Source organism: Pseudaquabacterium inlustre, assembly GCF_038066595.1.
Classification (GTDB): Bacteria; Pseudomonadota; Gammaproteobacteria; order Burkholderiales; family Burkholderiaceae_C; genus Pseudaquabacterium; species Pseudaquabacterium inlustre.
This window is the reverse complement of sequence record NZ_JBBUTH010000001.1, coordinates 422,469-446,132: the sequence shown is the minus strand read 5'-3', so window position 1 is coordinate 446,132 and position 23,664 is coordinate 422,469. Positions and strand designations below refer to the sequence as shown.

Here is a 23,664-nt window from a genome sequence, read left to right as displayed (position 1 = left end):
GGCCGCTCAGCGCGACGGTGGCGCGCCGTCGTCGCCGGCCGCGGCGGGCAGCGGGGGCAGGGCGGGCCGCGATTCGGCGTCCAACTGCGGCGGGCCGTCGCCCGGCACCGCCGCCTGCTGCGAGCGCATGTAGGTGTAGCGCTCGGCGGTGGCGCGGTTCATGCCGGCCTCGTCGCGCATGATGTGCGGCCGCAGGAACACCACCAGGTTGCTCTTGCTGCGGCTGTGCGAGCGCATGCGGAACAGGCCACCCACCAGCGGCAGGTCGCCCAGGCCGGGCACGGCCTGCTCGTCGTGGCTCAGGCTGTCCTCGATCAGGCCGCCCAGCACGATGAACTTGCCGTCGTCGACCACGACGTTCGATTCGATCGAGCGCTTGTGCGTGGTGGGCCCGGCATTGCTGGTGCCGCTGGCGGTGGTGCTGGAGAGGGCCGACGACTCCTGGTAGATCGCCATGCGCACGGTGTTGTCGGCGCCGATCTGCGGACGCAGGCGCAGCGTGATGCCCACGTCCTTGCGCTCGATGGTCTGGAACGGGCTGCTGCTGGAGCCCACGGTGTAGTTGCCGGTGACGAAGGGCACGTTCTGGCCGACGACGATCTTGGCCTCCTCGTTGTCCAGCGTCACCAGGTTGGCGGTGGACAGGATGTTGGTGCCCGCCGTGGCGCGCAGCGCCATCACCAGCGAGCCCAGCGTCAGCGTGCTGCTGGACGACAGGTTGAAGATCGATTTCCACTGCAGGCCCACGTCGACGGCCTTGCTGGCGTCCACCTCGACGATCACCGATTCCACGTACAGCTGCGCGCGGCGCGCATCCAGCCCGTCGATCAATGCGCGGATCTTGCGGAACTGCGGCCCGGTGGCGCTGATCACCAGCGAGTTGGTCGCCGGATCGGCCTGGATGCCGCCGCCGGTGCTGGGCGCGGCGGTGGCCGACACCGGCGTGGTGGCCGCGGTGGATGAGGCGCCCGACTTGCCCGTGCTGCTGCCACCGGCCTCGGCCATCACCGCGGCCGTGGTGGCGCTGCCGGTGGATGGTGACGCTGCGCCGCCGGCGCCAACGCCCGTGCCGCCGCCCGTGCTGCCCAGGTTCGGAAAGGCTGCGCGCAGCACCTGGGCCAGGCGCGTGGCATCGGCATGGCGCAGGTAGACCAGGTGGCTGCCCAGGCCTTCGCTGTCGGCTGCCGGCTGGTCGAGCTGGGCCACCAGCGCGCGCAGCGCGGCCAGCCGGGCGGGGGTGGCGGCGCGCACCAGCAGCGCGTTGCTGGCCGCGTCGGCGGTGATGGTGGCGGCGGGCAGGGCACCTCCGCCAGTGGCGCCACCCGCCGTGCCACCGCCATCGGCTGCGAGCTTCTGCACCGTGGCCAGCAGCTCGGTGGCTGTGGTGTGCTGCAGGCGCAGGATGGCCACGTCGCTGGCGCTGGGCACGTCGAGTGCGGCCACCAGCGTGGCCAGGCGCCGCAGGTTGCTGGCGTAGTCGGTGATCACCAGCGCATTGCTGCCCGGGCTGACGTTGACCGTGTTGTTCGGCGAGATCAGCGGCCTCAGCACCGCCACCAGGTTCTGCGCACTCTCGTGCCGCAGGCGCAGCACCTGGGTCAGCACCGGGTCACCGGGCGGATTGGGTGTGCCTGCGTCGCCCGCGCCCAGCGGCAGCGTGCGGGCCTGCAGCTTGGCCTCGGCCTCGGGCAGCACGGTGAGCAGGCCATCGCGGTCGACCACCGCGTAGCCCAGGCCGCGCAGCGCGGTCTGGTACATCGCGAAGGCCTGGGCCGGTCCCACCGGCTGTTCGCTGTACAGCGTCACCGTGCCCTTGACCCGCGGGTCCAGCAAGATCGGGCGGTTCAGGATCGCCGCCACGGCGCGCGTGACCGTGTCGATGTCGGCCGACGGGAAGTTCAGCGTGATGGGAGGCGTCGACCGCGCCGTGGGCGGTCGGGCTGCCCAGGTGACGGGGGCAGCCGTCAGCGAAGCCGCCAGCACGGCGCACAGGGCGCGCTGTGCCGCGCGGTGCCGTCGCAGCGCGCTGACGGGCAGAAAGAGAAAGGGCATCGTGCAGGCACGGGGTCCGGAGCGTGTCGGACGCGCATGCTGACGATGCCTTGTGCGGCGGCGTGTGTGCCGCGGCTGAAGAAGCGTCAAGCCGTTTGGTGGCGGCTTGACACGAGCGGGCTCAGAGCTTCAGCAGGCCCTTGAGCAGGCGACCCATCTCGCTGGGGTTGCGGGTGACGGTGAAGCCGCACTCTTCCATGATCGCCAGCTTGGCGTCGGCCGTGTCGGCACCGCCCGAGATCAGCGCGCCGGCGTGGCCCATGCGCTTGCCCGGAGGGGCGGTGACACCGGCGATGAAGCCCACCACCGGTTTCTTCATGTTCGCCTTCACCCAGCGCGCGGCCTCGGCCTCGTCGGGGCCGCCGATCTCGCCGATCATGATCACCGCGTCGGTGTCCGGATCGTCGTTGAACAGGCGCATCACGTCGATGTGCTTCAGGCCGTTGATCGGGTCGCCGCCGATGCCCACGGCGCTGGACTGGCCGATGCCCAGCTCGGTCAGCTGCGCCACGGCTTCATAGGTCAGCGTGCCCGAGCGGCTGACCACGCCGACGCGGCCCTTGCGGTGGATGTGGCCCGGCATGATGCCGATCTTGATCTCCTCGGGCGTGATCAGGCCCGGGCAGTTCGGGCCCAGCAGCAGCGTCTTCTTGCCGCCGGCCGCTTCCTTGGCCTTCATCTTGTTGCGCACTTCCAGCATGTCCTTCACGGGAATGCCTTCGGTGATGCAGATCGCCAGGTCCAGGTCGGCTTCCACCGCTTCCCAGATCGCGGCCGCGGCACCGGCCGGCGGCACGTAGATCACGCTGACCGTGGCGCCCTGGGCGCTGGCGGCTTCCTTCACGCTGGCGTAGATGGGAATGCCTTCGAAGCTCTCGCCGGCCTTCTTCGGGTTCACGCCCGCCACGAACGCGTTCTTGCCGTTGGCGTAGGCCTGGCAGCCCTTGGTGTGGAACTGGCCGGTCTTGCCCGTGATGCCCTGGGTGATGACGCGGGTGTCCTTGTTGATCAGGATGCTCATGTTCTTTCCTTCGGGCTTACTTCACCGCGGCCACGATCTTCGTGGCGGCTTCGGCCATGGTGTCTGCGGCGATGATGGGCAGGCCGCTGTCGGCCAGCATCTTCTTGCCCAGGTCTTCGTTGGTGCCCTTCATGCGCACCACCAGCGGCACGCCCAGGTTCACCGCCTTGCAGGCCGTGATCACGCCCTCGGCGATGGTGTCGCAGCGCATGATGCCGCCGAAGATGTTGACCAGGATGCCCTTGACGTCCGGGTTCTTCAGCATGATCTTGAAGGCCTCGGTCACCTTCTCGGCCGTGGCGCCACCGCCCACGTCCAGGAAGTTGGCCGGCTCGCCGCCGAACAGCTTGATGGTGTCCATCGTGGCCATGGCCAGGCCGGCGCCGTTGACCAGGCAGCCGATGTTGCCGTCCAGGCTGATGTAGGCCAGGTCGAACTTGCTGGCTTCCACCTCGGCCGGATCCTCTTCGTCGAGGTCGCGGTAGGCCACGATCTCGGGGTGGCGGAACAGCGCGTTGGCGTCGAAGTTGAACTTGGCGTCGAGTGCGATCAGGTTGCCCTTGCTGTCGCAGTTCAGCGGGTTGATCTCCACCAGGCTGGCGTCCGTGTCCATGTAGCAGCGGTACAGGTTCTGGAACAGCGGCACGGCCTGATCCACCGACACGCCGGTCAGGCCGATGGCCTCGGCGATCTTGCGGGCTTGCGCGTCACCCAGGCCGGTGAGCGGATCGATCAGCTCGGTGGTGATCTTCTCGGGCGTGGCGTGGGCCACTTCCTCGATGTCCATGCCGCCTTCGCTGGAGGCGATGAAGGCCACCTTCTGCGAGGCGCGGTCGGTCACCAGCGAGACGTAGTACTCCTTGCCGATGTCAGCGCCTTCCTCGATGTACAGGCGGCGCACCTTCTGGCCTTCGGGGCCGGTCTGGTGCGTGACCAGCTGCATGCCCAGGATCTGGCCGGCCAGGTCCTTCACGCCGTCGAGCGTCTTGGTGACCTTCACGCCACCGCCCTTGCCGCGGCCACCCGCGTGGATCTGCGCCTTGACCACCCACACCGGGCCGCCCAGCTTCTGCGCGGCTTCCACCGCCTCCTGCACCGAGAACGCCGCAATGCCGCGCGGCACCGGCACATTGAACTGGCGCAGGATTTCCTTGCCTTGGTATTCGTGGATTTTCACGGGGTGGCTCCTGAAGGGTGTGCGGCGCGCAGTGTGGAGAGCCTGGCTGACCGCAAGCTGATGCGATGGGAACGGGAACGGAAGTGGAACCGAGAGCGGCAGCGGCGTCTACAGCGCCGCGGCTTCGAGGCCGTTGTCGAAGTGGGCGCGGGTGAGGCGGCGTGCGGCCTCGGCATCGCCGGCGCTGATGGCGGCCATGATGGCGCGGTGCTCGGCCAGCGATTCCTCCAGCCGGCCCTGCTTGAACAACGAGTGGTGGCGGTTGAGCTTCATCACCTTGCGCAGGTCGGTCACGATCTGCTGGGTCCAGCGGTTGCCGGCCATCTGCAGCAGGCGCAGGTGGAACAGCTCATTGGTGGCGAAGAACGCGTCGCGCTGCCCCACCTGACCTTCCAGCTGCTGGTGCAGGGTGGCCAGCTCGGCCTTCTGTGCGGGCGTGGCTTGGCCGGCCACCAGGGCGGCGGCATCGCTCTCCAGCAGCGACAGCAGGTGGTAGACCTGGCTCACATCGTCGCGGCTCATCTCGGTGACATAGGCGCCGCGGCGCACTTTCATCGTCACCAGGCCTTCGACGGCCAGCACCTTCAGCGCCTCGCGCAGCGGCGTGCGGCTGATGCCCAGTTCGGCAGCGATCTTCTGCTCGTCGATCCAGCTGCCGGGCTCGAGCACGCGGTTGAAGATCTGCTCGCGCAGGCGCTCGGCCACGTCCTGGTACAGGGCGCGCGGCGTGAACGGGGCGGCGGGTGCGGGTGTGGCGTAGTCGGGCATTTGAATTCATAATTATGCATCATGCATAATAGGCTTCAAGTCCTGCAATGCCCTGAGTTCCCGCCCCGAGGATTCCGCCATGTCCAACACCCCCGAGTTCACCCCCGCCAGTCTCGAGCAATGGCAAAAGGCCGCCGCCAAGTCGGCCCCCGGCGGCGATGTGGGTACGCTGAACTGGGTGACGCCGGAGGGCATCACGGTCAAGCCGCTGTACACAGCGGCCGACACGGCGAACCTGCCGTTCACCAACACGCTGCCGGGCTTCGAGCCCTTCATCCGCGGCCCGCAGGCCACGATGTACGCGGTGCGGCCGTGGACCATCCGCCAGTACGCCGGCTTTTCCACCGCCGAAGAGAGCAATGCCTTCTACCGCAAGGCGCTGGCCGCCGGCGGCCAGGGTGTCAGCGTGGCCTTCGACCTGGCCACCCACCGCGGCTATGACAGCGACCACCCGCGCGTGACCGGCGACGTGGGCAAGGCCGGCGTGGCCATCGACAGCGTGGAGGACATGAAGATCCTGTTCGACGGCATCCCGCTCGACAAGGTCTCGGTGTCGATGACCATGAACGGCGCCGTGCTGCCGGTGCTGGCCGGCTATGTGGTGGCGGCGGAAGAGCAGGGCGTCAGCCAGGACAAGCTCAGCGGCACCATCCAGAACGACATCCTCAAGGAGTTCATGGTCCGCAACACCTACATCTACGGCCCCGAGCCGAGCATGCGGATCATCGGCGACATCATCGAGTACACGGCCAAGAACATGCCGAAGTTCAACTCGATCTCGATCAGCGGGTACCACATGCAGGAAGCCGGCGCCAACCAGGCGCTGGAATTGGCCTTCACGCTGGCCGACGGCAAGGAGTACGTGAAGACCGCGCTGGCCAAGGGCCTGGACGTGGACGACTTCGCCGGGCGCCTGAGCTTCTTCTGGGCCGTGGGCATGAACTTCTATCTGGAGATCGCCAAGATGCGCGCCGCGCGCCTCTTGTGGACCCGGATCATGAAGGGCTTCAACGCCAAGAACCCCAAGAGCCTGATGCTGCGCACGCACAGCCAGACCAGCGGCTGGAGCCTGACCGAGCAGGACCCGTACAACAACGTGGTGCGCACGGCCATCGAGGCCATGGCCGCGGTGTTCGGCGGCACGCAATCGCTGCACACCAACAGCTTCGACGAGGCCATCGCGCTGCCCACCGAGTTCTCGGCCCGCATCGCGCGCAACACGCAGCTGATCATTCAGGAAGAGACCCACATCTGCAACGTGGTCGACCCCTGGGCCGGCAGCTACATGATGGAGAGCCTGACGCAGGACATGGCCGACAAGGCCTGGGCCATCATCGAGGAAGTCGAGTCCATGGGCGGCATGACCAAGGCCGTGGACTCGGGCTGGGCCAAGCTGAAGATCGAGGCCAGCGCGGCCGAGAAGCAGGCCCGCATCGACAGCGGCAAGGACGTGATCGTCGGCGTCAACAAGTACAAGCTGAAGACGCAGGACAAGGTCGACATCCTGGAGGTCGACAACGTCAAGGTGCGCGAGATGCAGATCGCCCGCCTGCAGCAGATCAAGGCCACGCGCGATGGCGCCAAGGTGGCCGCCGCGCTGGCCGCGCTGACCGAGGCCGCGCGCAGCAACAGCGGCAACCTGCTGGGCCTGGCGATTGATGCCATCCGCGCCCGCGCCACCGTGGGCGAGGTCAGCGATGCGCTGGAAGAAGTGTTCGGCCGCCACCGCGCCGACATCCAGAAGGTGACCGGCGTCTATGCCGCCGCGTACGACTCGGCCGAGGGCTGGGACAAGCTGAAGGCCGAGATCGCTGCGTTCGCGGATGAAGCCGGCCGCCGCCCGCGCGTGATGATCGCCAAGCTGGGCCAGGACGGCCACGACCGCGGCGCCAAGGTGGTGGCCACGGCCTTTGCCGATCTGGGCTACGACGTGGACATCGGACCGCTGTTCCAGACGCCCGAGGAGTGCGCGCGTCAGGCCATCGAGAACGATGTGCACGCGGTGGGCATCAGCACGCTGGCCGCCGGGCACAAGACGCTCGTGCCGGCCATCATTGCCGAGCTGAAGAAGCAGGGCGCCGACGACATCATCGTGTTCGTCGGCGGCGTGATTCCGCAGCAGGACTACGACCACCTGTACGACGCCGGCGTGAAGGGCATCTACGGCCCCGGCACGCCGATCCCGGTGAGCGCCAAGGATGTGCTGGAGCAGATCCGCAAGGCTGCGCGCTGACATGCGACGAGACCTGCGTCTCGTCGCGTGCGGCGCGCAGGGGCGACGCGTCCCGCGGCGCCCTGGGGGAGATCCGGCCCGATGACACTGCCGCTGGCCGACCAGCCCCTGCTCGACGGTGTGACGGGTGCCGACACCGCGCGGCGCCGCCGTGCCGTGGCCAAGACCATCACGCTGCTGGAGAGCACCCGCGCCGACCACCGCGCGCGCGCCGACGCGTTGCTCAACGCGCTGCTGCCCTTCAGCGGCCAGGCGCATCCCGAGCGCTCGCTGCGCTTGGGGATCAGCGGTGTGCCCGGCGTGGGCAAGAGCACCTTCATCGAGGCGCTGGGCCTGTTCCTGATCGAGCGCGGCCACCGCGTGGCGGTGCTGGCGGTGGACCCATCGTCCAGCGTGAGCGGCGGCTCCATCCTGGGCGACAAGACGCGCATGGAGCGGCTGTCGATGGACGAGCGCGCCTACATCCGTCCCAGCCCCAGCGGCGGCACGCTGGGCGGCGTGGCCGAGAAAACGCGCGAGGCCATGCTGGTGTGCGAGGCCGCGGGCCACGACGTGGTGATCGTCGAGACCGTGGGCGTGGGCCAGAGCGAGACCGCCGTGGCCGGCATGACCGACATGTTCTGCCTGCTGCAGCTGCCGAACGCCGGTGATGACCTGCAGGCCATCAAAAAGGGCGTGATGGAGTTGGCCGACCTGGTGGTGATCAACAAGGCCGACATCGATGCCGCCGCGGCCACGCGGGCGCGGGCGCAAATCACCTCGTCGCTGCGGCTGATCGCCAGCATGGGCGTGCATGGCCACCCCGACCATGGCCACCAGCCGGTGGCCACGTGGCAGCCCCTGGTCATCCAGCTCAGTGCGCTGAAGGGCTCGGGGCTCGATGAGTTCTGGGCGGCGGTGACGCAGTTCCGCACGGTGCAGACCGCCAACGGCCGGCTCGCCGCACGCCGCCAGGCCCAGGACCAGGCCTGGATGTGGGAACGCATCGACGCCGGCCTGAAGCGCCAGTTCAAGGACCACCCGGCCGTGCAGCAGGCGCTGCCGGCTTTGAGCGACGAGGTGCGGCAGGGCCGCGTGGCGGCCTCGGTGGCCGCCCGCCGCCTGCTCGACCTCTTTCACTGAACACGCTGTTCTCTCAATTTCCGTTTTCCGACCGAGGAGAAACCGACATGCATGACATCCAGCAGATGCTCGAGGAAAAGCGCGCCAAGGCGCGCCTGGGTGGCGGCCAGAAGCGCATCGATGCGCAGCACGCCAAGGGCAAGCTGACCGCACGTGAGCGGCTGGAGCTGCTGTTCGACGAGGGCACGTTCGAAGAGTGGGACATGTTCGTCGAGCACCGCTGCGCCGACTTCGGCATGGCCGACAACAAGATTCCGGGCGATGGCGTGGTCACCGGCTACGGCATGATCAACGGCCGCCTGGTGTTCGTGTTCAGCCAGGATTTCACCGTTTTCGGTGGCGCGTTGAGTGAAGCCCATGCCGAGAAGATCTGCAAGGTGATGGACCAGGCCATGAAGGTGGGCGCACCGGTGATCGGCCTGAACGACTCGGGCGGCGCGCGCATCCAGGAAGGTGTCGCGTCTCTGGGCGGTTATGCCGAGGTGTTCCAGCGCAACGTGATGGCCAGCGGCGTGATCCCGCAGATCAGCCTGATCATGGGGCCCTGCGCCGGCGGCGCGGTGTACAGCCCGGCCATGACCGACTTCATCTTCATGGTCAAGGACAGCAGCTACATGTTCGTCACCGGCCCCGAGGTGGTGAAGACCGTGACGCACGAGGAAGTGTCGGCCGAGGAACTGGGCGGCGCCACCACCCACACCACGCGCAGCGGCGTGGCGGATCTCGCCTTCGAGAACGACGTCGAGGCCATCCTGATGCTGCGGCGCTTCTTCAACTACCTGCCGCTGAGCAACAAGGAAAAGCCGCCCGTGCGCCCGAGCGGTGACCCGGCCGAGCGCCTGGACCTGTCGCTGGACACCCTGGTGCCCGACAACCCGAACAAGCCCTACGAGATCAAGGAGCTGATCACCAAGGTGGTCGACGACGGCGACTTCTTCGAGTTGCAGCCCGACTACGCCAAGAACATCGTCATCGGCTTCGGCCGCATGGACGGCCAGGCCGTGGGCATCGTGGCCAACAACCCGATGGTGCTGGCCGGCTGCCTGGACATCAAGAGCAGCATCAAGGCCGCGCGCTTCGTGCGCTTCTGCGATGCCTTCAACATCCCGGTGGTCACCTTTGTCGATGTGCCCGGCTTCATGCCCGGCACGTCGCAAGAGTACGGCGGCATCATCAAGCATGGCGCCAAGCTGCTGTACGCGTACGCCGAGTGCACGGTGCCCAAGGTGACCGTGATCACGCGCAAGGCCTATGGCGGCGCGTATGACGTGATGAGCTCCAAGCACCTGCGCGGCGACGTGAACTTCTCGTGGCCGAATGCCGAGATCGCGGTGATGGGCGCCAAGGGCGCGGTGGAAATCATCTTCCGCGAGGACAAGAACGATCCCGTCAAGCTGGCCGCGCGCGAGGCCGAATACAAGGCCCGCTTTGCCAACCCGTTCGTGGCCGGCAGCCGCGGCTTCATCGACGACGTGATCCAGCCGCACGAGACCCGCAAGCGCATCTGCCGCAGCCTGGCGATGCTGCGTGACAAGAAGGTCGAGAACCCGTGGCGCAAGCACGGCAACATCCCCCTCTGATCGCGCACCAGGAGAAGAAAACATGTTCACCAAGATCCTGATTGCCAACCGCGGCGAGATCGCCTGCCGCGTGATCAAGACGGCCCGCAAGATGGGCATCAAGACGGTTGCCGTGTACTCGGAAGCCGACCGCGACGCACGCCATGTGGAGCTGGCCGACGAGGCCGTGTTCATCGGTGCCGCACCCAGCCGCGAGAGCTACCTGGTGGCCGACAAGATCATCGCCGCCTGCAAGAGCACCGGCGCGCAGGCCGTGCACCCGGGCTACGGCTTCCTCAGCGAGAACGAGGACTTCGCCAAGCGCGTGGAAGAAGAAGGCATCACCTTCATCGGCCCCAAGCACTACAGCATCGCGGCGATGGGCGACAAGATCGCCTCGAAGAAGCTGGCCAATGAGGCGAAGGTCAACACCATCCCCGGCTGGAACGACGCCATCGAGTCGCCCGAGCGCGCGGTGGAGATCGCCCGCGACATCGGCTACCCGGTGATGATCAAGGCCAGCGCCGGTGGCGGGGGCAAGGGCCTGCGCGTGGCTTTCAACGACAAGGAAGCTTTCGAGGGCTTTTCCGCCTGCCGCAACGAGGCGCGCAACAGCTTCGGCGATGACCGCGTGTTCATCGAGAAGTTCGTCGAGAGCCCGCGCCACATCGAGATCCAGGTGCTGGGCGATGCCCAAGGCAACGTGGTCTACCTGCACGAGCGCGAGTGCTCGATCCAGCGCCGGCACCAGAAGGTGATCGAGGAGGCGCCGTCGCCCTTCATCTCGGACGCCACGCGCAAGGCCATGGGCGAGCAGGCCGTGGCCCTGGCCAAGGCCGTGAAGTACCAGAGCGCGGGCACGGTGGAGTTCGTGGTCGGCAAGGACCAGAGCTTCTACTTCCTGGAAATGAACACCCGCCTGCAGGTGGAGCACCCGGTCACCGAGTGCATCACCGGGCTCGATCTGGTGGAGCAGATGATCCGCGTGGCCGCCGGCGAGCCGCTGGCCTTCAGCCAGGCCGACATCCCGCGCCGCGGCTGGGCCATTGAGTGCCGCATCAACGCCGAGGACCCGTTCCGCAACTTTCTGCCGTCCACCGGCCGCCTGGTGCGCTACGCCCCGCCGGCCACCACGATGGAAGCCGCGCTGCCGGTGCCCGAGGGCGGTGGCGTGCGCGTGGACACCGGCGTGTACGAGGGCGGCGAGATCCCGATGTACTACGACTCGATGATCGCCAAGCTGATCGTGCACGGCGCCGATCGCGCCGATGCCATCGAGAAGATGCGCGAGGCGCTCAACGGGTTCGTGATCCGCGGCATCAGCAGCAACATCCCGTTCCAGAGCGCGCTGCTGGCTCACCCGAAGTTCCAGTCGGGTGATTTCAACACCGGCTTCATCGCCGAGCACTACCCCAAGGGCTTCTCGGCCGGGGTTGTGCCGCACGACGAGCCCGACTTCCTGGTGGCCCTGGCCGCCGCCGTGTACCGCCGCTACCGCGACCGCGCCGCCGGCATCAGCGGCCAGCTGCCCGGCCATGGCGTGCAGATCGGCGAGCAGTTCACCGCCGTGGTCAAGGGCGAGGGCGGCCAGCACCGCTATGTGCCGCTGCGCATCCAGGCCAACGGCCACATCACCGTCACCATCGAGGGCGGCAAGCGCTACGACATCGACAAGGACTGGCGCTTCGGCGGCATCCGCGCCGAGGGCAGTTGCAACGGCCTGCCCTTCACCGCCCAGGTGGAGCGCCACGGCCTGTGGTACCGCGTGGCGCACAACGGCCTGGCCATCGATGTGCAGCTGATGAGTGCCCGCGCCGCCGAACTGCTGCGCGTGATGCCCTTCAAGGCGCCGGCCGACATGAGCAAGTTCCTGCTCTCGCCGATGCCCGGCCTGCTGGTGAATGTGGCGGTCAAGCCCGGCCAGGCCGTGCAGGCGGGCGAACGCCTGGCCACCATCGAGGCGATGAAGATGGAGAACATCCTCACCGCGGCGCAGGATGGCACGGTGGCCGAGGTGCTGGCGGCCCAGGGCGAGAGCCTGTCGGTCGATCAGCCGATCATCAAGTTCGCCTGAGAACCTTCGACATGAGCACCAAGCCTTTCAAGATCCTCGGCATCCAGCAGATCGCCATCGGCGGGCCCGACAAGACCCGGTTGCAGAAGCTGTGGGTCGACATCTTCGGCCTGAGCGTCAAGAGCACCTTCGTCAGCGAGCGCGAGAACGTCGACGAGGACATCTGCGCGCTGGGGCAGGGGCCGCATGCGGTCGAGGTGGACCTGATGCAGCCGCTGGACCCCGAGAAGAAGCCCGCCGTGCACGCCACGCCGCTGAACCATGTGGGCCTATGGGTGGACGATCTGCCCAAGGCGGTGGAATGGATGAGTGCCAACGGCGTGCGCTTCGCGCCCGGTGGCATCCGCCAAGGCGCCGCCGGCCACGACATCTGCTTCATCCACCCCAAGGCCAGCGACGAGTTTCCGATCGGCGGCGAGGGCGTGCTGATCGAGCTGGTGCAGGCCCCGCCCGAGGTGGTGGCGGCGCTGGGCTGAGCGGGCGCCCGCGTCCGCCGGCTTGACGTCGGGCAAGACCGGCGGCAGCGGCGGGCGTATGCTGGGCTCCATCCCATGCCCTCCGGAGCCCCGCATGAAGATCCTGCTGCCCATCGACGGTTCGGCCCACGCCCTGGCGGCCGTGCACCACGCGCTGGCCCTGGCCCGCGCCGGGCTGGACGCCGAGATGGTGCTGGTGAACGTGCAGGAGCCCCCGTCGCTGTACGAGGTGGTGACCGCCCACGACACCGAGGTGCTGGAGCATGTGCGCACCGACGCTGGCGCCGACCTGCTGGCGCCCGCCGAGGCGCTGCTGACCGCGGCCAACCTGTCGTGGGAGAGCGAGGTGGCCGGCGGTCAGCCGGAAACCCTGCTGCTGGAACTGCTGGAGAACTACGGCTGCGACGCGGTGGTGATGGGCGCGCGCGGTGTCTCCGACGCCGAAGCCAGCAGCCCCGGCAGCGTGGCGCTGGCCCTGCTGGCGCACAGCGCGGTGCCGGTGACCCTGGTGCGCGCGCCGGTCGGCGACGACGCGGGCTGATCGCCAGCCTGCACCCGCTGCGGCGCATGCGGGCAGCATGGGCGTAGACTTCGCGGTGCGCGAAGGGTGAATTGAGGACTCGCGTGCACGCGTGATGCAGCCTTCGCCGATGATTCGGCTGCGGCCCCCTCGGACACCCTGGCGCCCACCCGGCGCGACCCCCCGCCCCCGCCCACGTTCACCGATGTGAGTCGGTGGCGGCGGTGTCCAGGGCGGGGCCGCACCCCGTTCCTCCCGCCATTTCGCCACTGCCGCGCCCGTCCCGCGGCCCGCCGCCGCGCCGCATGCGCTTCGACCTCGTCACGCTGAACCTGGTGCTCGCCATCGCCGAGACGCGCAGCATCACGCGCGGCGCCGAGCGCGAGCACCTGGCGCTGGCCGCCGCCAGCAAGCGCCTGAGCGACCTGGAAACCCGCCTGGGTGTGGCGCTGTTCGAGCGCCGTGCGCGCGGCGTCGAGCCCACCGAGGCGGGCCGGGCGCTGGTGCGCCACATCCGTTCGCTGCACGCCAGCCTGCATGCGCTGGAGAGCGAGGTGGTGGAGTTCTCGCGCGGCATCAAGGGCCATCTGCGCATCGCGGCCAATGCCAGCGCCATTGCCGAATGCCTGCCGGCCGATCTGGCCGCCTTCAGCCAGGCGCACCCGGGCATCCGCATCAGCCTGGAAGACCTCACCAGCGCCGAGGTGCAGGCGGCGGTGGCCGCCGGCCGTGCCGACGTGGGCATCTTCGTGCCGCCGCAGCACGAGGCCGGGCTGGACTGCCGCCCCTACCGCGATGGCGAACTGGCGGTGCTGGCGCCGCGCGGCCATGCGCTGGAACGCCTGGCGGCGCAGGCGCAGCCCGATGCGCCGGCCGGCGCGGTGCGCTTCGACGCGCTGCTGGACTACGACATCGTCGGCCTGCACCTGGGTGCCGCGGTACATGAGCAGATGCGCGAGCGCGCGCAGGCCCTGGGCCGCACGCTGAACGTGCGCGTGCAGGTGCGCGGCTTCGACGCCATCGCCCAGCTGGTCGAGGCCGGCCTGGGTGTGGCCGTGCTGCCGGCGGTGGTGGCGCAGCGCTTTGCGCGCATCTTCGCCGTGACGCCGCTGACGCTGGCCGAGGACTGGGCGCGCCGCCCCTACCTGCTGGCCGTGCGCCCGCAGGCCGTGCAGCCGGCGGTGGTGCAGCGCTTCGTCGACGCGCTGTGCCCGTTGGCCGCCGTGCCGTCCGACATCCCCGACGCTGGGCCTGAAACGGCTTCGGCGCGACAATCCCGCTCCCCCAAGAGGTAAACCCATGACAGCTCGCACCCTCTACGACAAGCTGTGGGACGACCATGTCGTCCACACCGAGGAAGACGGCACCGCCATCCTCTACATCGACCGCCACCTGGTGCATGAAGTCACCAGCCCGCAGGCCTTCGAGGGCCTGCGCCTGGCCGGCCGCAAGGTGTGGCGCGTGAGCTCCATCGTGGCCACGGCCGACCACAACACGCCCACCACCGGCTGGGATCTGGGCTACGACGGCATCACCGACCCCACCAGCAAGCAGCAGGTGACCACGCTGGACGCCAACATCAAGGCCTTCGGCGCCGCGGCGTACTTCCCGTTCCTGGACAAGCGCCAGGGCATCGTGCATGTCATCGGCCCCGAGAACGGCGCCACGCTGCCGGGCATGACCGTGGTGTGCGGCGACAGCCACACCAGCACGCACGGCGCGTTCGGCGCTCTGGCCCACGGCATCGGCACCAGCGAGGTCGAGCACGTGATGGCCACGCAGACCCTGCTGGCCAAGAAGGCCAAGAACATGCTGGTCAAGGTGGACGGCAAGCTGGCGCCGGGCGTCACCGCCAAGGACATCGTGCTGGCCATCATCGGCAAGATCGGCACCGCCGGCGGCACCGGCTACACCATCGAGTTCGCCGGCTCGGCCATCCGCGGCCTGACGATGGAAGGCCGCATGACCGTGTGCAACATGGCCATCGAGGCCGGTGCCCGCGCCGGCCTGGTGGCCGTGGACGACACCACGCTGAACTATGTCAAGGGCCGCCCGTTCGCGCCGCAGGGCGTGGAGTGGGACCATGCCGTGAGCCTGTGGCGCAACCTGCACTCGGATGCCGGCGCGCACTTCGACGCCGTGGTGGAACTGGACGCCGCGCAGATCCTGCCGCAGGTCACCTGGGGCACCAGCCCCGAGATGGTGCTGCCCATCGACGGCCGCGTGCCCGATCCCGACAAGGAGCGTGACGAGGTCAAGCGTGGCGCCATCGAGCGCGCGCTCACCTACATGGGCCTGCAGCCCAACAAGGCGGTCAGCGACATCACCATCGACAAGGTGTTCATCGGCAGCTGCACCAACAGCCGCATCGAGGACATGCGCGAAGCCGCCGCCGTCATCCGCAAGGTGGGCGGCAAGGTGGCCAGCAACGTCAAGCTGGCGATGGTGGTGCCCGGCTCGGGCCAGGTGAAGGCGCAAGCCGAAGCAGAGGGCCTGCACGAGGTGTTCAAGGCCGCCGGCTTCGAGTGGCGCGAGCCCGGCTGCAGCATGTGCCTGGCCATGAACGCCGACCGGCTGGAGCCCGGCGAGCGCTGCGCCAGCACCAGCAACCGCAACTTCGAAGGCCGCCAGGGAAATGGGGGGCGCACCCACCTGGTGAGCCCCGCCATGGCCGCCGCCGCCGCGCTGGCCGGCCACTTCGTCGACGTTCGTCGCATCGCCTGAATCCCGACCAGGAGCCCGACATGACCCGTTTCATCCTTCTGCTCGCCGCCGTGCTGAGCCTCTCGGCCTGCAACACCATCAAGGGTGTCGGCCAGGACATCAAGAAGGCCGGCGAGACCATCGAAGGCGCTGCCAAGAAATAAGCGAAAACTCACCATGCAAGCCTTCACCGTGCACCAGGGCCTGGTGGCCCCGATGGACCGCGCCAACGTCGACACCGACGCCATCATCCCCAAGCAGTTCCTGAAGTCGATCGCGCGTTCGGGTTTCGGCCCCAACCTGTTCGACGAGTGGCGCTACCTCGACAAGGGCGAGCCCGGCCAGGACATCGCCAGCCGCAAGCCGAATCCCGACTTCGTGCTGAACCAGCCGCGCTACCAGGGCGCCAGCATCCTGCTGGCGCGCAAGAACTTCGGCTGCGGCTCCAGCCGCGAGCACGCGCCCTGGGCGCTGGAGCAGTACGGCTTCCGCTGCATCATCGCGCCCAGCTTCGCCGACATCTTCTTCAACAACTGCTTCAAGAACGGCCTGCTGCCCATTCAACTGGACGAGGCCGTGGTCGCCCGCCTGTTCGACGAGGTGGCCGCCTTTCCGGGCTACAAGCTCACGATCGATCTGCCGCGCCAGGTGATCGTCAAGGGCGATGGCCAGGAGATCCCGTTCGACGTGCAGGCCTTCCGCAAATACTGCCTGGTCAACGGCTTCGACGACATCGGACTGACGCTGCGCCACGCCGACAAGATCAAGGCCTTCGAGGCGGAGCGCATTGCGCGCATGCCTTGGTTGGCGCAGAAGCTGGCTGGTTGAGTTTTTGTTGTCTAGCTTCGGTCTGAGTGATCGCGCCGGGCTGGGGTGCCCCCTTTCACTCCATGTCCCCCGGCGCCCTGCGGACGCCTCCTCCTTTACTTGCGTGAAAGGGGTCACCCCACCCCGACGCTCCGGCACCAGCGCCGCATGCCAAAGAACTTCGGCGCAGTGCGGGACGGCTCCAGGGCCGCGGACGCCGGGTGACCGGATTCCGTAAGTAAAGGAGGAGCCGGCCTTCAGGCCGGCGGGGGACATGGAGGAATCCGGTCACCCGGTGGCCGCGGACCCCGCGCAAACCGAAGCAAGCAAGAGCCAGTCAACCCACCCAAGCCACGATTTCAAGCAATACCGTAAAGAGAAGAGAGCAACCCATGAAGATCGCCATCCTCCCCGGTGACGGCATCGGCACCGAAATCATGGCCGAGGCCGTGAAGGTGCTGAATGTCCTCGACCTGAAGTTCGAGACCGAATCCGCCCTGGTCGGCGGCGCCGCCTACGACGCCCACGGCCACCCGCTGCCCGAGGCCACGCTGAACCTGGCCAAGAGCGCCGACGCCGTGCTGTTCGGCGCCGTGGGCGACTGGAAGTACGACAAGCTCGAGCGCCAGTTCCGGCCTGAACAGGCCATTCTGGGGTTGCGCAAGCACCTGGGCCTGTTTGCAAACTTTCGTCCGGCCATCTGCTACCCCCAGCTGACCCATGCCAGCAGTCTGAAGCCGGAATTGGTCGCGGGTCTCGACATCCTGATCATCCGCGAGCTCACCGGCGACATCTACTTCGGCCAGCCGCGCGGCCGCCGCGTCGCCGTCGATGGCCACTTCCCCGGTGCCGAGGAAGCCTTCGACACGATGCGCTATTCCAAGCCCGAGATCGAGCGCATCGCTCACGTCGCCTTCCAGGCCGCCCGCAAGCGCAACAAGAAGGTCACCTCGGTCGACAAGGCCAATGTGCTGGAGACCTTCCAGTTCTGGAAGGACGTCGTCACCGAAGTGCACGCCCAGTACCCCGACGTGGCGCTGGAGCACATGTACGTGGACAACGCCGCGATGCAGCTGGTCAAGGCGCCCAAGGCCTTCGACGTGGTGGTCACCGGCAACATGTTCGGCGACATCCTGTCGGACGAGGCCGCCATGCTCACCGGCTCGATCGGCATGCTGCCCTCGGCCAGCCTGGACAAGGCCAACAAGGGCCTGTATGAGCCCAGCCACGGCAGCGCGCCCGACATCGCCGGTAAGGGTGTTGCAAACCCGTTGGCTACAATCCTGTCCGCTGCCATGATGCTCCGCTACTCCCTCAACCAGCCCGAAGCCGCCGACCGGATCGAATCCGCGGTGCAGGCGGTGCTGTCTGCCGGTCTGCGCACCGGCGACATCTGGTCTGAAGGCACGCAGAAGGTGGGCACCGTCGCCATGGGCGACGCGGTCGTCGCTGCGATTACCGGCAAAACCATTACCAAGAGCTGACGCTCTCGGATCGTTTCGCCCACACCCTCCCTCTGGACCCTGGCGAACGAGCCGGGAGAACCCAGGGTCTGGAGACTTGTTGAAAAGGTAATTGAGATGGCACTGTCCAAGAACCCTCTCGTCGGCCTGGTCGGCTGGCGCGGCATGGTCGGCTCGGTCCTGATGGACCGCATGCAGGCCGAGCGTGACTTCGATCTGATCGAGCCGCTGTTCTTCTCCACCAGCAACGCCGGCGGCGCGGCCCCGGCGATGGCCAAGAACGAGACCACGCTGCAGAACGGCTACGACATCGACGCGCTCAAGCGCTGCGAGGTCATCATCAGCTGCCAGGGCGGCGACTACACCACCGAGGTCTACCCCAAGCTGCGCGCCGCGGGCTGGACCGGCCACTGGATCGATGCCGCCAGCACGCTGCGCATGGACCCCAAGGCCGTGATCGTGCTCGACCCGGTCAACATGCCGGTGATCAAGAACAGCCTGGCCGCCGGCGGCCGTGACTGGATCGGCGGTAACTGCACGGTGAGCTGCATGCTGATGGGCGTGGGCGCGCTGTACAAGGCGGGCCTGGTCGAGTGGATGTCCACGCAGACCTACCAGGCCGCCAGCGGCGGCGGCGCCCAGCACATGCGCGAACTGCTCACGCAGTACGGCACGCTGAACGCCGAGGTGCGCGCCCTGCTCGACGACCCCAAGAGTGCCATCCTCGAGATCGACCGCAAGGTCATCGCCAAGCAGCGCAGCCTGTCGGCCGCCGAGACGGCCAACTTCGGTGTGCCGCTGGGCGGCTCGCTGATCCCCTGGATCGACAAGGACCTGGGCAATGGCCAATCCAAGGAAGAGTGGAAGGGCATGGCCGAGACCAACAAGATCCTCGGCCAGGGCGAGGGTTTCGGCTCCGCCGCGATTCCCGTCGACGGCTTCTGCGTGCGCGTGGGCGCCATGCGCTGCCACAGCCAGGCCCTGACCTTCAAGCTGAAGAAGGACGTGCCCACGGCCGACCTGGAAGCCATGATCGCCGCCGACAACGAGTGGGTGAAGGTGGTGCCCAACACCCGCGAGGCCACGATCCAGGATCTGACGCCCGTGGCCGTGACCGGCACGATGACCATCCCCGTGGGCCGCATCCGCAAGCTGGCCATGGGCCCCGAGTACGTGGGCGCCTTCACCATCGGCGACCAACTGCTGTGGGGTGCTGCCGAGCCGCTGCGCCGCATGCTGCGCATCCTGGTCGCGCAGTGAGGCCCGGCCGCCACGGCGGCTGATCGGGCGGGCCGTTCGCGCCCCAAAGCGTGACGGCTGTCGTGTGACGGGTGGTTACCGGTGACGGGAACCACCCGTTGTCACATGGCAACATCGCGAGTGGCGTGCGAAGCGCATGTGCCGGCGCGCCGCCGAACGTCAGACAATGCATGAGCTTGTCAGCGTATCTGCCTGATGCTATTGTGGTTTCGTGCATCCGGGGTTGGGTTCGGGTGTCCGCTCAGGGCCTGACAATCACCCTTGGGGGCGCTGCCGACTGGCAGGGCCCTGATGCTGTTGTGGAGATGCCTTGAACAACCGCCCCCTTTTCGCCGCCCGCACCGCGCTGGCGTTGGCCGCTCTCGCGGCCCTCGGCGCCGCGCCGCTCGACGCATCGGCCGTCGGATTGGGGCGCCTGACAGTCCAGTCGGCCCTCGGCGAGGGCATGCGTGCCGAGATCGACATCACCAGCCTGGCGCCCGACGAGGCAGCCTCGCTGAATGTGCGCGTGGCCTCGCCCGACGCCTACCGCGCCGCCGGTGTCGACTACAACGCCGTGCTGGCCGGGGTGCAGGCCTCGGTGGTGCGGCGCGACGGTCGCGCCTATGTGCGCCTGAGCGGCGACCGTGCCGTGCAGGAGCCTTTCATCGAGGTGATCCTCGAGGTGAACTCCAGCACCGGCCGCCTGGTGCGCGAATACACGCTGCTGTTCGACCCGCCCGGCAGCCGCAACGCGCCGCCGCCGGCCCCGGCGCCGGTGGCCCCGGTGATCGCCGCCGCGCCGCGCCCGGCGCCCGAGCCGGCGCCCTCTGCCGCGCCGGCGCCGGCCCCGCGCCAGGCCGCCGCGCCTCGTCCTGCGCCGTCGCCGGCGCCCACGCCCGCCCCCGAGCGGGTTGAGCGGGCCGAGCGTCCGCGTCCGCCGGCACCCGCCCCGGCGCCCGTGGCGGCTGAAGCGGGTCAACGTCCGGCGCCGCTGCCGGCCGGCCCGGGTGCCACCGAGCATGCCGTGCGCCCTGGCGAGTCGCTCAGCCGCATCGCCGCGCGCACCGCGCCGGCCGGCGTGTCGCTCGACCAGATGCTGGCCGGCCTGTACCGCGCCAACCCCGACGCGTTCATCAAGGACAACATCAACCGCCTGCGCGCCGGCTCGGTGCTGAAGGTGCCGGCGGCCGAGACGCTCAAGGGCATTCCGGTGGCCGAGGCCAAGCGCCTGATCATCGCCCAGAGCAACGACTTCGGCGCCTACCGCGGCAAGCTTGCGGCCGAGGCGCCGCCCGCGCCGGCGCAGACCGTGCCGACCGGTCGCGCCCAGGGCAATGTGCAGGCCTCGGTCGACGACCGCAAGCAGGCCGTCGCGCCCACGCCCGACAAGCTCAAGCTCAGCAGCGGCGCGGTCAAGGCCAATGCGCCCGAGGTGCAGGCCTCGCAGTCCACCGAGCGCAAGGAAGCCGCCACCCGTGTGGCCGAACTGACGCGCAATGTCGAAGAGCTGAAGAAGGTGCAGCAGGGCACCGCCCAGGTCGCGCCGGGCGTGGCCGTGCCGGCCCCGGCGGTGGCGCCGGCCCCCGCGCCCACGGCGGCCTCGGCGCCTGCCGTGCTGCCGCCAGCCCCGGCACCCGCCACGGCGGTGGCCACGCCGCCGGCCAGCAGCGCTGCGCCGCTGCCGGTCACGGCGGCGCTGCCGGCCAGCAAGCCGGCCGTGCGGCCGGCGCCGCCACCCGAGCCGGCCGCCGGGGGCAGTCTGATGGACAGCCTGACTGCCAACCCCTGGCTGCTGCCCGGCCTGGGCGGTCTGGTGGTGGCGCTGAGCGGCCTGATCGCCTGGCGCGCGCGGCGCAAGCTCGACAAGGCCGGCACCGAGACCTCGTTCCTCGAGAGCCGCATGCAGCCCGATTCGTTCTTCGGGGCCAGCGGCGGCCAGCGCGTGGACACGCGCGACGCGTCGCCCAGCGGCGCCAGCTCGATGGGCTACTCGCTCAGCCAGCTCGATGCGATCGGCGATGTGGACCCGGTGGCCGAGGCCGATGTCTACCTGGCCTACGGCCGCGACCTGCAGGCCGAGGAAATCCTCAAGGAAGCGATGCGCGCCACGCCCGACCGGCTGGCCGTGCGCACCAAGCTGCTCGAGGTGTACGCCAAGCGCCGCGACACCAAGGGCTTCGAGCTGCTGGCCACGCAGCTGTATGCGCTGACCAAGGGCATGGGCGGTGACTGGGCGCGGGCCCAGGAGCTCGGCCTGCAGATCGATCCCGACAACCAGCTCTACCAGCCGGGTGGCCACCCCGAGGAGATCATCCTCGACGGTGAGCGCGTGGTCGTCGAGCCGCTGTCGGCCACCACGCAGCCGCATGCGCTGACCCATGGCCAGAGCACGCTGTCGCCCGACGATCCGGCGGCCCAGCCCACCCAACCGCACAGCGTCGACCTGGACATCGACCTGGATCTGGACCTCGATCTCACCGCGCCGGGCGACCTGCCCACGCAGCCGGCCGAGATGACCCAGCCGCTGGCGCCGGGGCTGCGGCGTCCGGCCGACAACGGCCTAGACTTCGACTTCAACGCGCGCACCCAGGTGCCCCCGCGCATGCCGGCGGCCGACACGCAGCGCGCCGACCTCGACTTCGACTCGCTGTCGATGTCGCTGGACGACCCGCTGGACCAGCGCACGCAGACCATGGTGTCGGTGCGCAACACCGGTCCGCAGGGCTTCGGCGACTCGCGCCTCGATGCGCACGACACCACGCCCACCGCACCGGGCCACCTGGAGCATCTGCTGCCGGAGGACGCCGACCCGCTGGCGCGCAAGCTCGAGCTGGCCGAGGAGTTCCGCCAGATCGGCGATCTGGAGGGCGCTCGCGACCTCGTGGCCGAGGTCGTGGCCAAGGCCCAGGGCACGCTGCGCGCCAAGGCGCAGGCGATGCTCGACAGCCTCGGGTGAGTGCCGGCGTCCAGCGCATCGCGCTCGGCGTCGCCTACCGCGGCAATGCCTACCGCGGCTGGCAGAGCCAGCCCGGCGGCGGCACGGTGCAAGATGCATTGCAGCAGGCGCTGAGCCGCTTCGCCGACACGCCCATCGAGGTGCACTGCGCCGGCCGCACCGACGCCGGCGTGCACGCCTTCAACCAGGTGGTGCACCTCGACAGCCCGGTCAGCCGCGAGCCCTTCTCGTGGCTGCGCGGCACCAACCGCTACCTGCCGCACGACATCGGCCTGCAGTGGTGCCAGCCGGTCGAGGCCGACTTCCACGCCCGCTTCTCGGCCATCGGCCGGCGCTACCGCTACCTGCTGCTGGAGTCGCCGCTGCGCCCGTCGCTGGAGGCCGGGCAGGTGGGCTGGACCTTCCGGCCGCTGGACGGCGAGGCCATGCGCGCCGGCGCCGCGCATCTGATCGGCGAGCATGACTTCTCGTCCTTCCGCTCGGCCGAATGCCAGGCCAGAAGCCCGGTGAAGACGCTGCGCGCGATCTCGATGGCCTATCGCGGCGAGCCCGAGCGTGGCTACTGGCGCTTCGACTTCGACGGCTCGGCGTTTCTGCACCACATGGTGCGCAACATCATGGGCTGCCTGGTCACCATCGGCGCCGGGCGCCAGCCGCCGGGCTGGATGGCCGAGGTGCTGGCCGCACGCAGCCGCGATGCCGCGGCGCCCACCTTCGCCGCCGACGGCCTGTATTTCGCTGGCGCCGACTACGATGCGCGCCACGGCATCCCCATCCACACGCCGGCGATGGACTGGTTCCCATGACGCAACCCCTGACCCAACGCACGCGCATCAAGATCTGCGGCCTGACGCGCGAGGCCGATGTCGATGCCGCGGTGGCCTGCGGCGCCGACGCCATCGGCTTCGTGCTGTACGCCAAGAGCCCGCGTGCGGTGAGCGTGGCACGTGCGGCCGACCTGGCGCGGCGTCTGCCGCCTTTCGTGACACCGGTGCTGCTGTTCGTCAACGCCACGCCGGCCGAGATCGCCCAGGCCGTGGCGGCGGTGCCCAACGCCTTGCTGCAGTTCCACGGCGACGAGACGCCGGCCGATTGCGACGCCGCGCAACGCCCCTACCTGCGGGCCGCGCGCATGGCGCCGGGCTTCGCTTTGCTAGACTTCGCCCTCGCATTCGCGAACGCTGCCGGCATCCTGCTCGACGCCCATGTCGAGGGCTACGGTGGCGGTGGAAAGGCCTTCGATTGGTCACTCGTACCTCCCAACGTCGCCCGTCCGGTCGTTTTGTCTGGTGGGTTGAATCCTGCAAGCGTGATCGATGGGATCCTGCAGGTGCGCCCCTGGGCGGTTGACGTCTCTTCCGGCGTCGAAGTCGCCAAGGGCCTGAAGGACGCGGTGCTGATGCGCCAGTTCTGCGATGCGGTGCGTGAGGCCGATGCCCGCATCGCCGACGCCGCCGGTTGAGCGGCGGCGTGCGCCCCGCCAGTCATTTG

The 23,664-nt window shown here is 68.9% G+C and carries 19 protein-coding genes; 15 read left to right on the top strand and 4 right to left on the bottom strand.

Translation table 11 applies throughout. From position 1 onward, the window contains the following. Positions 1-6 precede the first annotated feature (6 nt). From AACH10_RS02000 to AACH10_RS01985, 4 genes are all read right to left on the bottom strand, one after another. The gene (locus tag AACH10_RS02000; protein ID WP_341408675.1) at positions 7-2,052 is read right to left on the bottom strand and encodes a secretin N-terminal domain-containing protein; all 2,046 of its coding nucleotides are present in this window, start codon (positions 2,050-2,052) and stop codon (positions 7-9) included. Positions 2,053-2,173: 121 nt separating this feature from the next. Further along, positions 2,174-3,073: a succinate--CoA ligase subunit alpha gene (gene sucD, locus AACH10_RS01995; protein ID WP_341408674.1), complete on the bottom strand. Its 900-nt coding sequence runs from the start codon at positions 3,071-3,073 to the stop codon at positions 2,174-2,176. 16 nt (positions 3,074-3,089) lie between these two features. Beyond that, a complete protein-coding gene (gene sucC / locus AACH10_RS01990) occupies positions 3,090-4,250 on the bottom strand; it encodes an ADP-forming succinate--CoA ligase subunit beta (RefSeq protein ID WP_341408673.1) in 1,161 nt (386 codons plus the stop codon). A gap of 108 nt (positions 4,251-4,358) precedes the next feature. Continuing rightward, the gene (locus AACH10_RS01985; RefSeq protein ID WP_341408672.1) at positions 4,359-5,018 is read right to left on the bottom strand and encodes a GntR family transcriptional regulator; all 660 of its coding nucleotides are present in this window, start codon (positions 5,016-5,018) and stop codon (positions 4,359-4,361) included. Positions 5,019-5,097: 79 nt separating this feature from the next. On the opposite strand from AACH10_RS01985, the gene scpA reads away from it, so the two are divergent. The 15 genes from scpA to AACH10_RS01910 all read left to right on the top strand — a co-directional run bounded on the left by scpA (position 5,098) and on the right by AACH10_RS01910 (position 23,635). Further along, positions 5,098-7,251: a methylmalonyl-CoA mutase gene (scpA, locus tag AACH10_RS01980; protein ID WP_341408671.1), complete on the top strand. Its 2,154-nt coding sequence runs from the start codon at positions 5,098-5,100 to the stop codon at positions 7,249-7,251. An 81-nt stretch (positions 7,252-7,332) separates the two neighbouring features. Beyond that, on the top strand, positions 7,333-8,373 hold the full coding sequence (gene meaB / locus AACH10_RS01975; RefSeq protein ID WP_341408670.1) for a methylmalonyl Co-A mutase-associated GTPase MeaB: 1,041 nt from the start codon (positions 7,333-7,335) through the stop codon (positions 8,371-8,373). A gap of 47 nt (positions 8,374-8,420) precedes the next feature. Continuing rightward, positions 8,421-9,953 carry an acyl-CoA carboxylase subunit beta gene (locus AACH10_RS01970; protein WP_341408669.1) on the top strand — a complete coding sequence of 511 codons (1,533 nt, stop codon included), beginning with the start codon at positions 8,421-8,423 and terminating at the stop codon, positions 9,951-9,953. A 22-nt stretch (positions 9,954-9,975) separates the two neighbouring features. After that, complete coding sequence (accC, locus tag AACH10_RS01965) at positions 9,976-12,006, top strand: acetyl-CoA carboxylase biotin carboxylase subunit (protein ID WP_341408668.1); 2,031 nt, start codon at positions 9,976-9,978, stop codon at positions 12,004-12,006. 11 nt (positions 12,007-12,017) lie between these two features. Continuing rightward, positions 12,018-12,482 (top strand): VOC family protein, encoded by a 465-nt coding sequence (locus tag AACH10_RS01960; RefSeq protein ID WP_341408667.1) that lies wholly within the window; start codon positions 12,018-12,020, stop codon positions 12,480-12,482. A gap of 94 nt (positions 12,483-12,576) precedes the next feature. After that, a complete protein-coding gene (locus AACH10_RS01955) occupies positions 12,577-13,023 on the top strand; it encodes a universal stress protein (protein WP_341408666.1) in 447 nt (148 codons plus the stop codon). A 284-nt stretch (positions 13,024-13,307) separates the two neighbouring features. Continuing rightward, positions 13,308-14,297, top strand: coding sequence for a LysR substrate-binding domain-containing protein (locus AACH10_RS01950; RefSeq protein WP_341408665.1), 990 nt, complete (start codon positions 13,308-13,310; stop codon positions 14,295-14,297). A gap of 4 nt (positions 14,298-14,301) precedes the next feature. Then, complete coding sequence (gene leuC / locus AACH10_RS01945) at positions 14,302-15,726, top strand: 3-isopropylmalate dehydratase large subunit (protein ID WP_341408664.1); 1,425 nt, start codon at positions 14,302-14,304, stop codon at positions 15,724-15,726. A gap of 20 nt (positions 15,727-15,746) precedes the next feature. Continuing rightward, complete coding sequence (locus tag AACH10_RS01940; RefSeq protein WP_341408663.1) at positions 15,747-15,869, top strand: entericidin A/B family lipoprotein; 123 nt, start codon at positions 15,747-15,749, stop codon at positions 15,867-15,869. A gap of 13 nt (positions 15,870-15,882) precedes the next feature. Continuing rightward, positions 15,883-16,533 carry a 3-isopropylmalate dehydratase small subunit gene (leuD, locus tag AACH10_RS01935; protein ID WP_341408662.1) on the top strand — a complete coding sequence of 217 codons (651 nt, stop codon included), beginning with the start codon at positions 15,883-15,885 and terminating at the stop codon, positions 16,531-16,533. Between the two features lie 371 nt (positions 16,534-16,904). After that, entirely contained in the window at positions 16,905-17,996 is a 1,092-nt protein-coding gene (gene leuB, locus AACH10_RS01930; RefSeq protein ID WP_341408661.1) for a 3-isopropylmalate dehydrogenase, read from the top strand. A 96-nt stretch (positions 17,997-18,092) separates the two neighbouring features. Next, entirely contained in the window at positions 18,093-19,235 is a 1,143-nt protein-coding gene (gene asd, locus AACH10_RS01925) for an aspartate-semialdehyde dehydrogenase (protein ID WP_341408660.1), read from the top strand. 310 nt (positions 19,236-19,545) lie between these two features. Further along, positions 19,546-22,173: a motility hub landmark protein FimV gene (locus tag AACH10_RS01920; protein WP_479725272.1), complete on the top strand. Its 2,628-nt coding sequence runs from the start codon at positions 19,546-19,548 to the stop codon at positions 22,171-22,173. Next, on the top strand, positions 22,170-22,979 hold the full coding sequence (truA, locus tag AACH10_RS01915) for a tRNA pseudouridine(38-40) synthase TruA (protein WP_341408658.1): 810 nt from the start codon (positions 22,170-22,172) through the stop codon (positions 22,977-22,979). The genes AACH10_RS01920 and truA overlap by 4 nt, the downstream gene beginning before the upstream one ends. Beyond that, positions 22,976-23,635 (top strand): phosphoribosylanthranilate isomerase, encoded by a 660-nt coding sequence (locus tag AACH10_RS01910; protein ID WP_341408657.1) that lies wholly within the window; start codon positions 22,976-22,978, stop codon positions 23,633-23,635. Before truA ends, AACH10_RS01910 begins: the two co-directional genes overlap by 4 nt. Positions 23,636-23,664: the final 29 nt, after the last annotated feature.

Bases quoted from the DNA above. Each gene is read 5' to 3' on its own strand.
- AACH10_RS02000 (WP_341408675.1), bottom strand. From the start codon at position 2,052: ATGCCCTTTCTCTTTCTGCCCGTCAGCGCGCTGCGACGGCACCGCGCG.
- sucD (WP_341408674.1), bottom strand. From the start codon at position 3,073: ATGAGCATCCTGATCAACAAGGACACCCGCGTCATCACCCAGGGCATC.
- AACH10_RS01985 (WP_341408672.1), bottom strand. From the start codon at position 5,018: ATGCCCGACTACGCCACACCCGCACCCGCCGCCCCGTTCACGCCGCGC.
- scpA (WP_341408671.1), top strand. From the start codon at position 5,098: ATGTCCAACACCCCCGAGTTCACCCCCGCCAGTCTCGAGCAATGGCAA.
- meaB (WP_341408670.1), top strand. From the start codon at position 7,333: ATGACACTGCCGCTGGCCGACCAGCCCCTGCTCGACGGTGTGACGGGT.
- AACH10_RS01970 (WP_341408669.1), top strand. From the start codon at position 8,421: ATGCATGACATCCAGCAGATGCTCGAGGAAAAGCGCGCCAAGGCGCGC.
- accC (WP_341408668.1), top strand. From the start codon at position 9,976: ATGTTCACCAAGATCCTGATTGCCAACCGCGGCGAGATCGCCTGCCGC.
- AACH10_RS01960 (WP_341408667.1), top strand. From the start codon at position 12,018: ATGAGCACCAAGCCTTTCAAGATCCTCGGCATCCAGCAGATCGCCATC.
- AACH10_RS01955 (WP_341408666.1), top strand. From the start codon at position 12,577: ATGAAGATCCTGCTGCCCATCGACGGTTCGGCCCACGCCCTGGCGGCC.
- AACH10_RS01950 (WP_341408665.1), top strand. From the start codon at position 13,308: ATGCGCTTCGACCTCGTCACGCTGAACCTGGTGCTCGCCATCGCCGAG.
- leuC (WP_341408664.1), top strand. From the start codon at position 14,302: ATGACAGCTCGCACCCTCTACGACAAGCTGTGGGACGACCATGTCGTC.
- AACH10_RS01940 (WP_341408663.1), top strand. From the start codon at position 15,747: ATGACCCGTTTCATCCTTCTGCTCGCCGCCGTGCTGAGCCTCTCGGCC.
- leuD (WP_341408662.1), top strand. From the start codon at position 15,883: ATGCAAGCCTTCACCGTGCACCAGGGCCTGGTGGCCCCGATGGACCGC.
- leuB (WP_341408661.1), top strand. From the start codon at position 16,905: ATGAAGATCGCCATCCTCCCCGGTGACGGCATCGGCACCGAAATCATG.
- asd (WP_341408660.1), top strand. From the start codon at position 18,093: ATGGCACTGTCCAAGAACCCTCTCGTCGGCCTGGTCGGCTGGCGCGGC.
- AACH10_RS01910 (WP_341408657.1), top strand. From the start codon at position 22,976: ATGACGCAACCCCTGACCCAACGCACGCGCATCAAGATCTGCGGCCTG.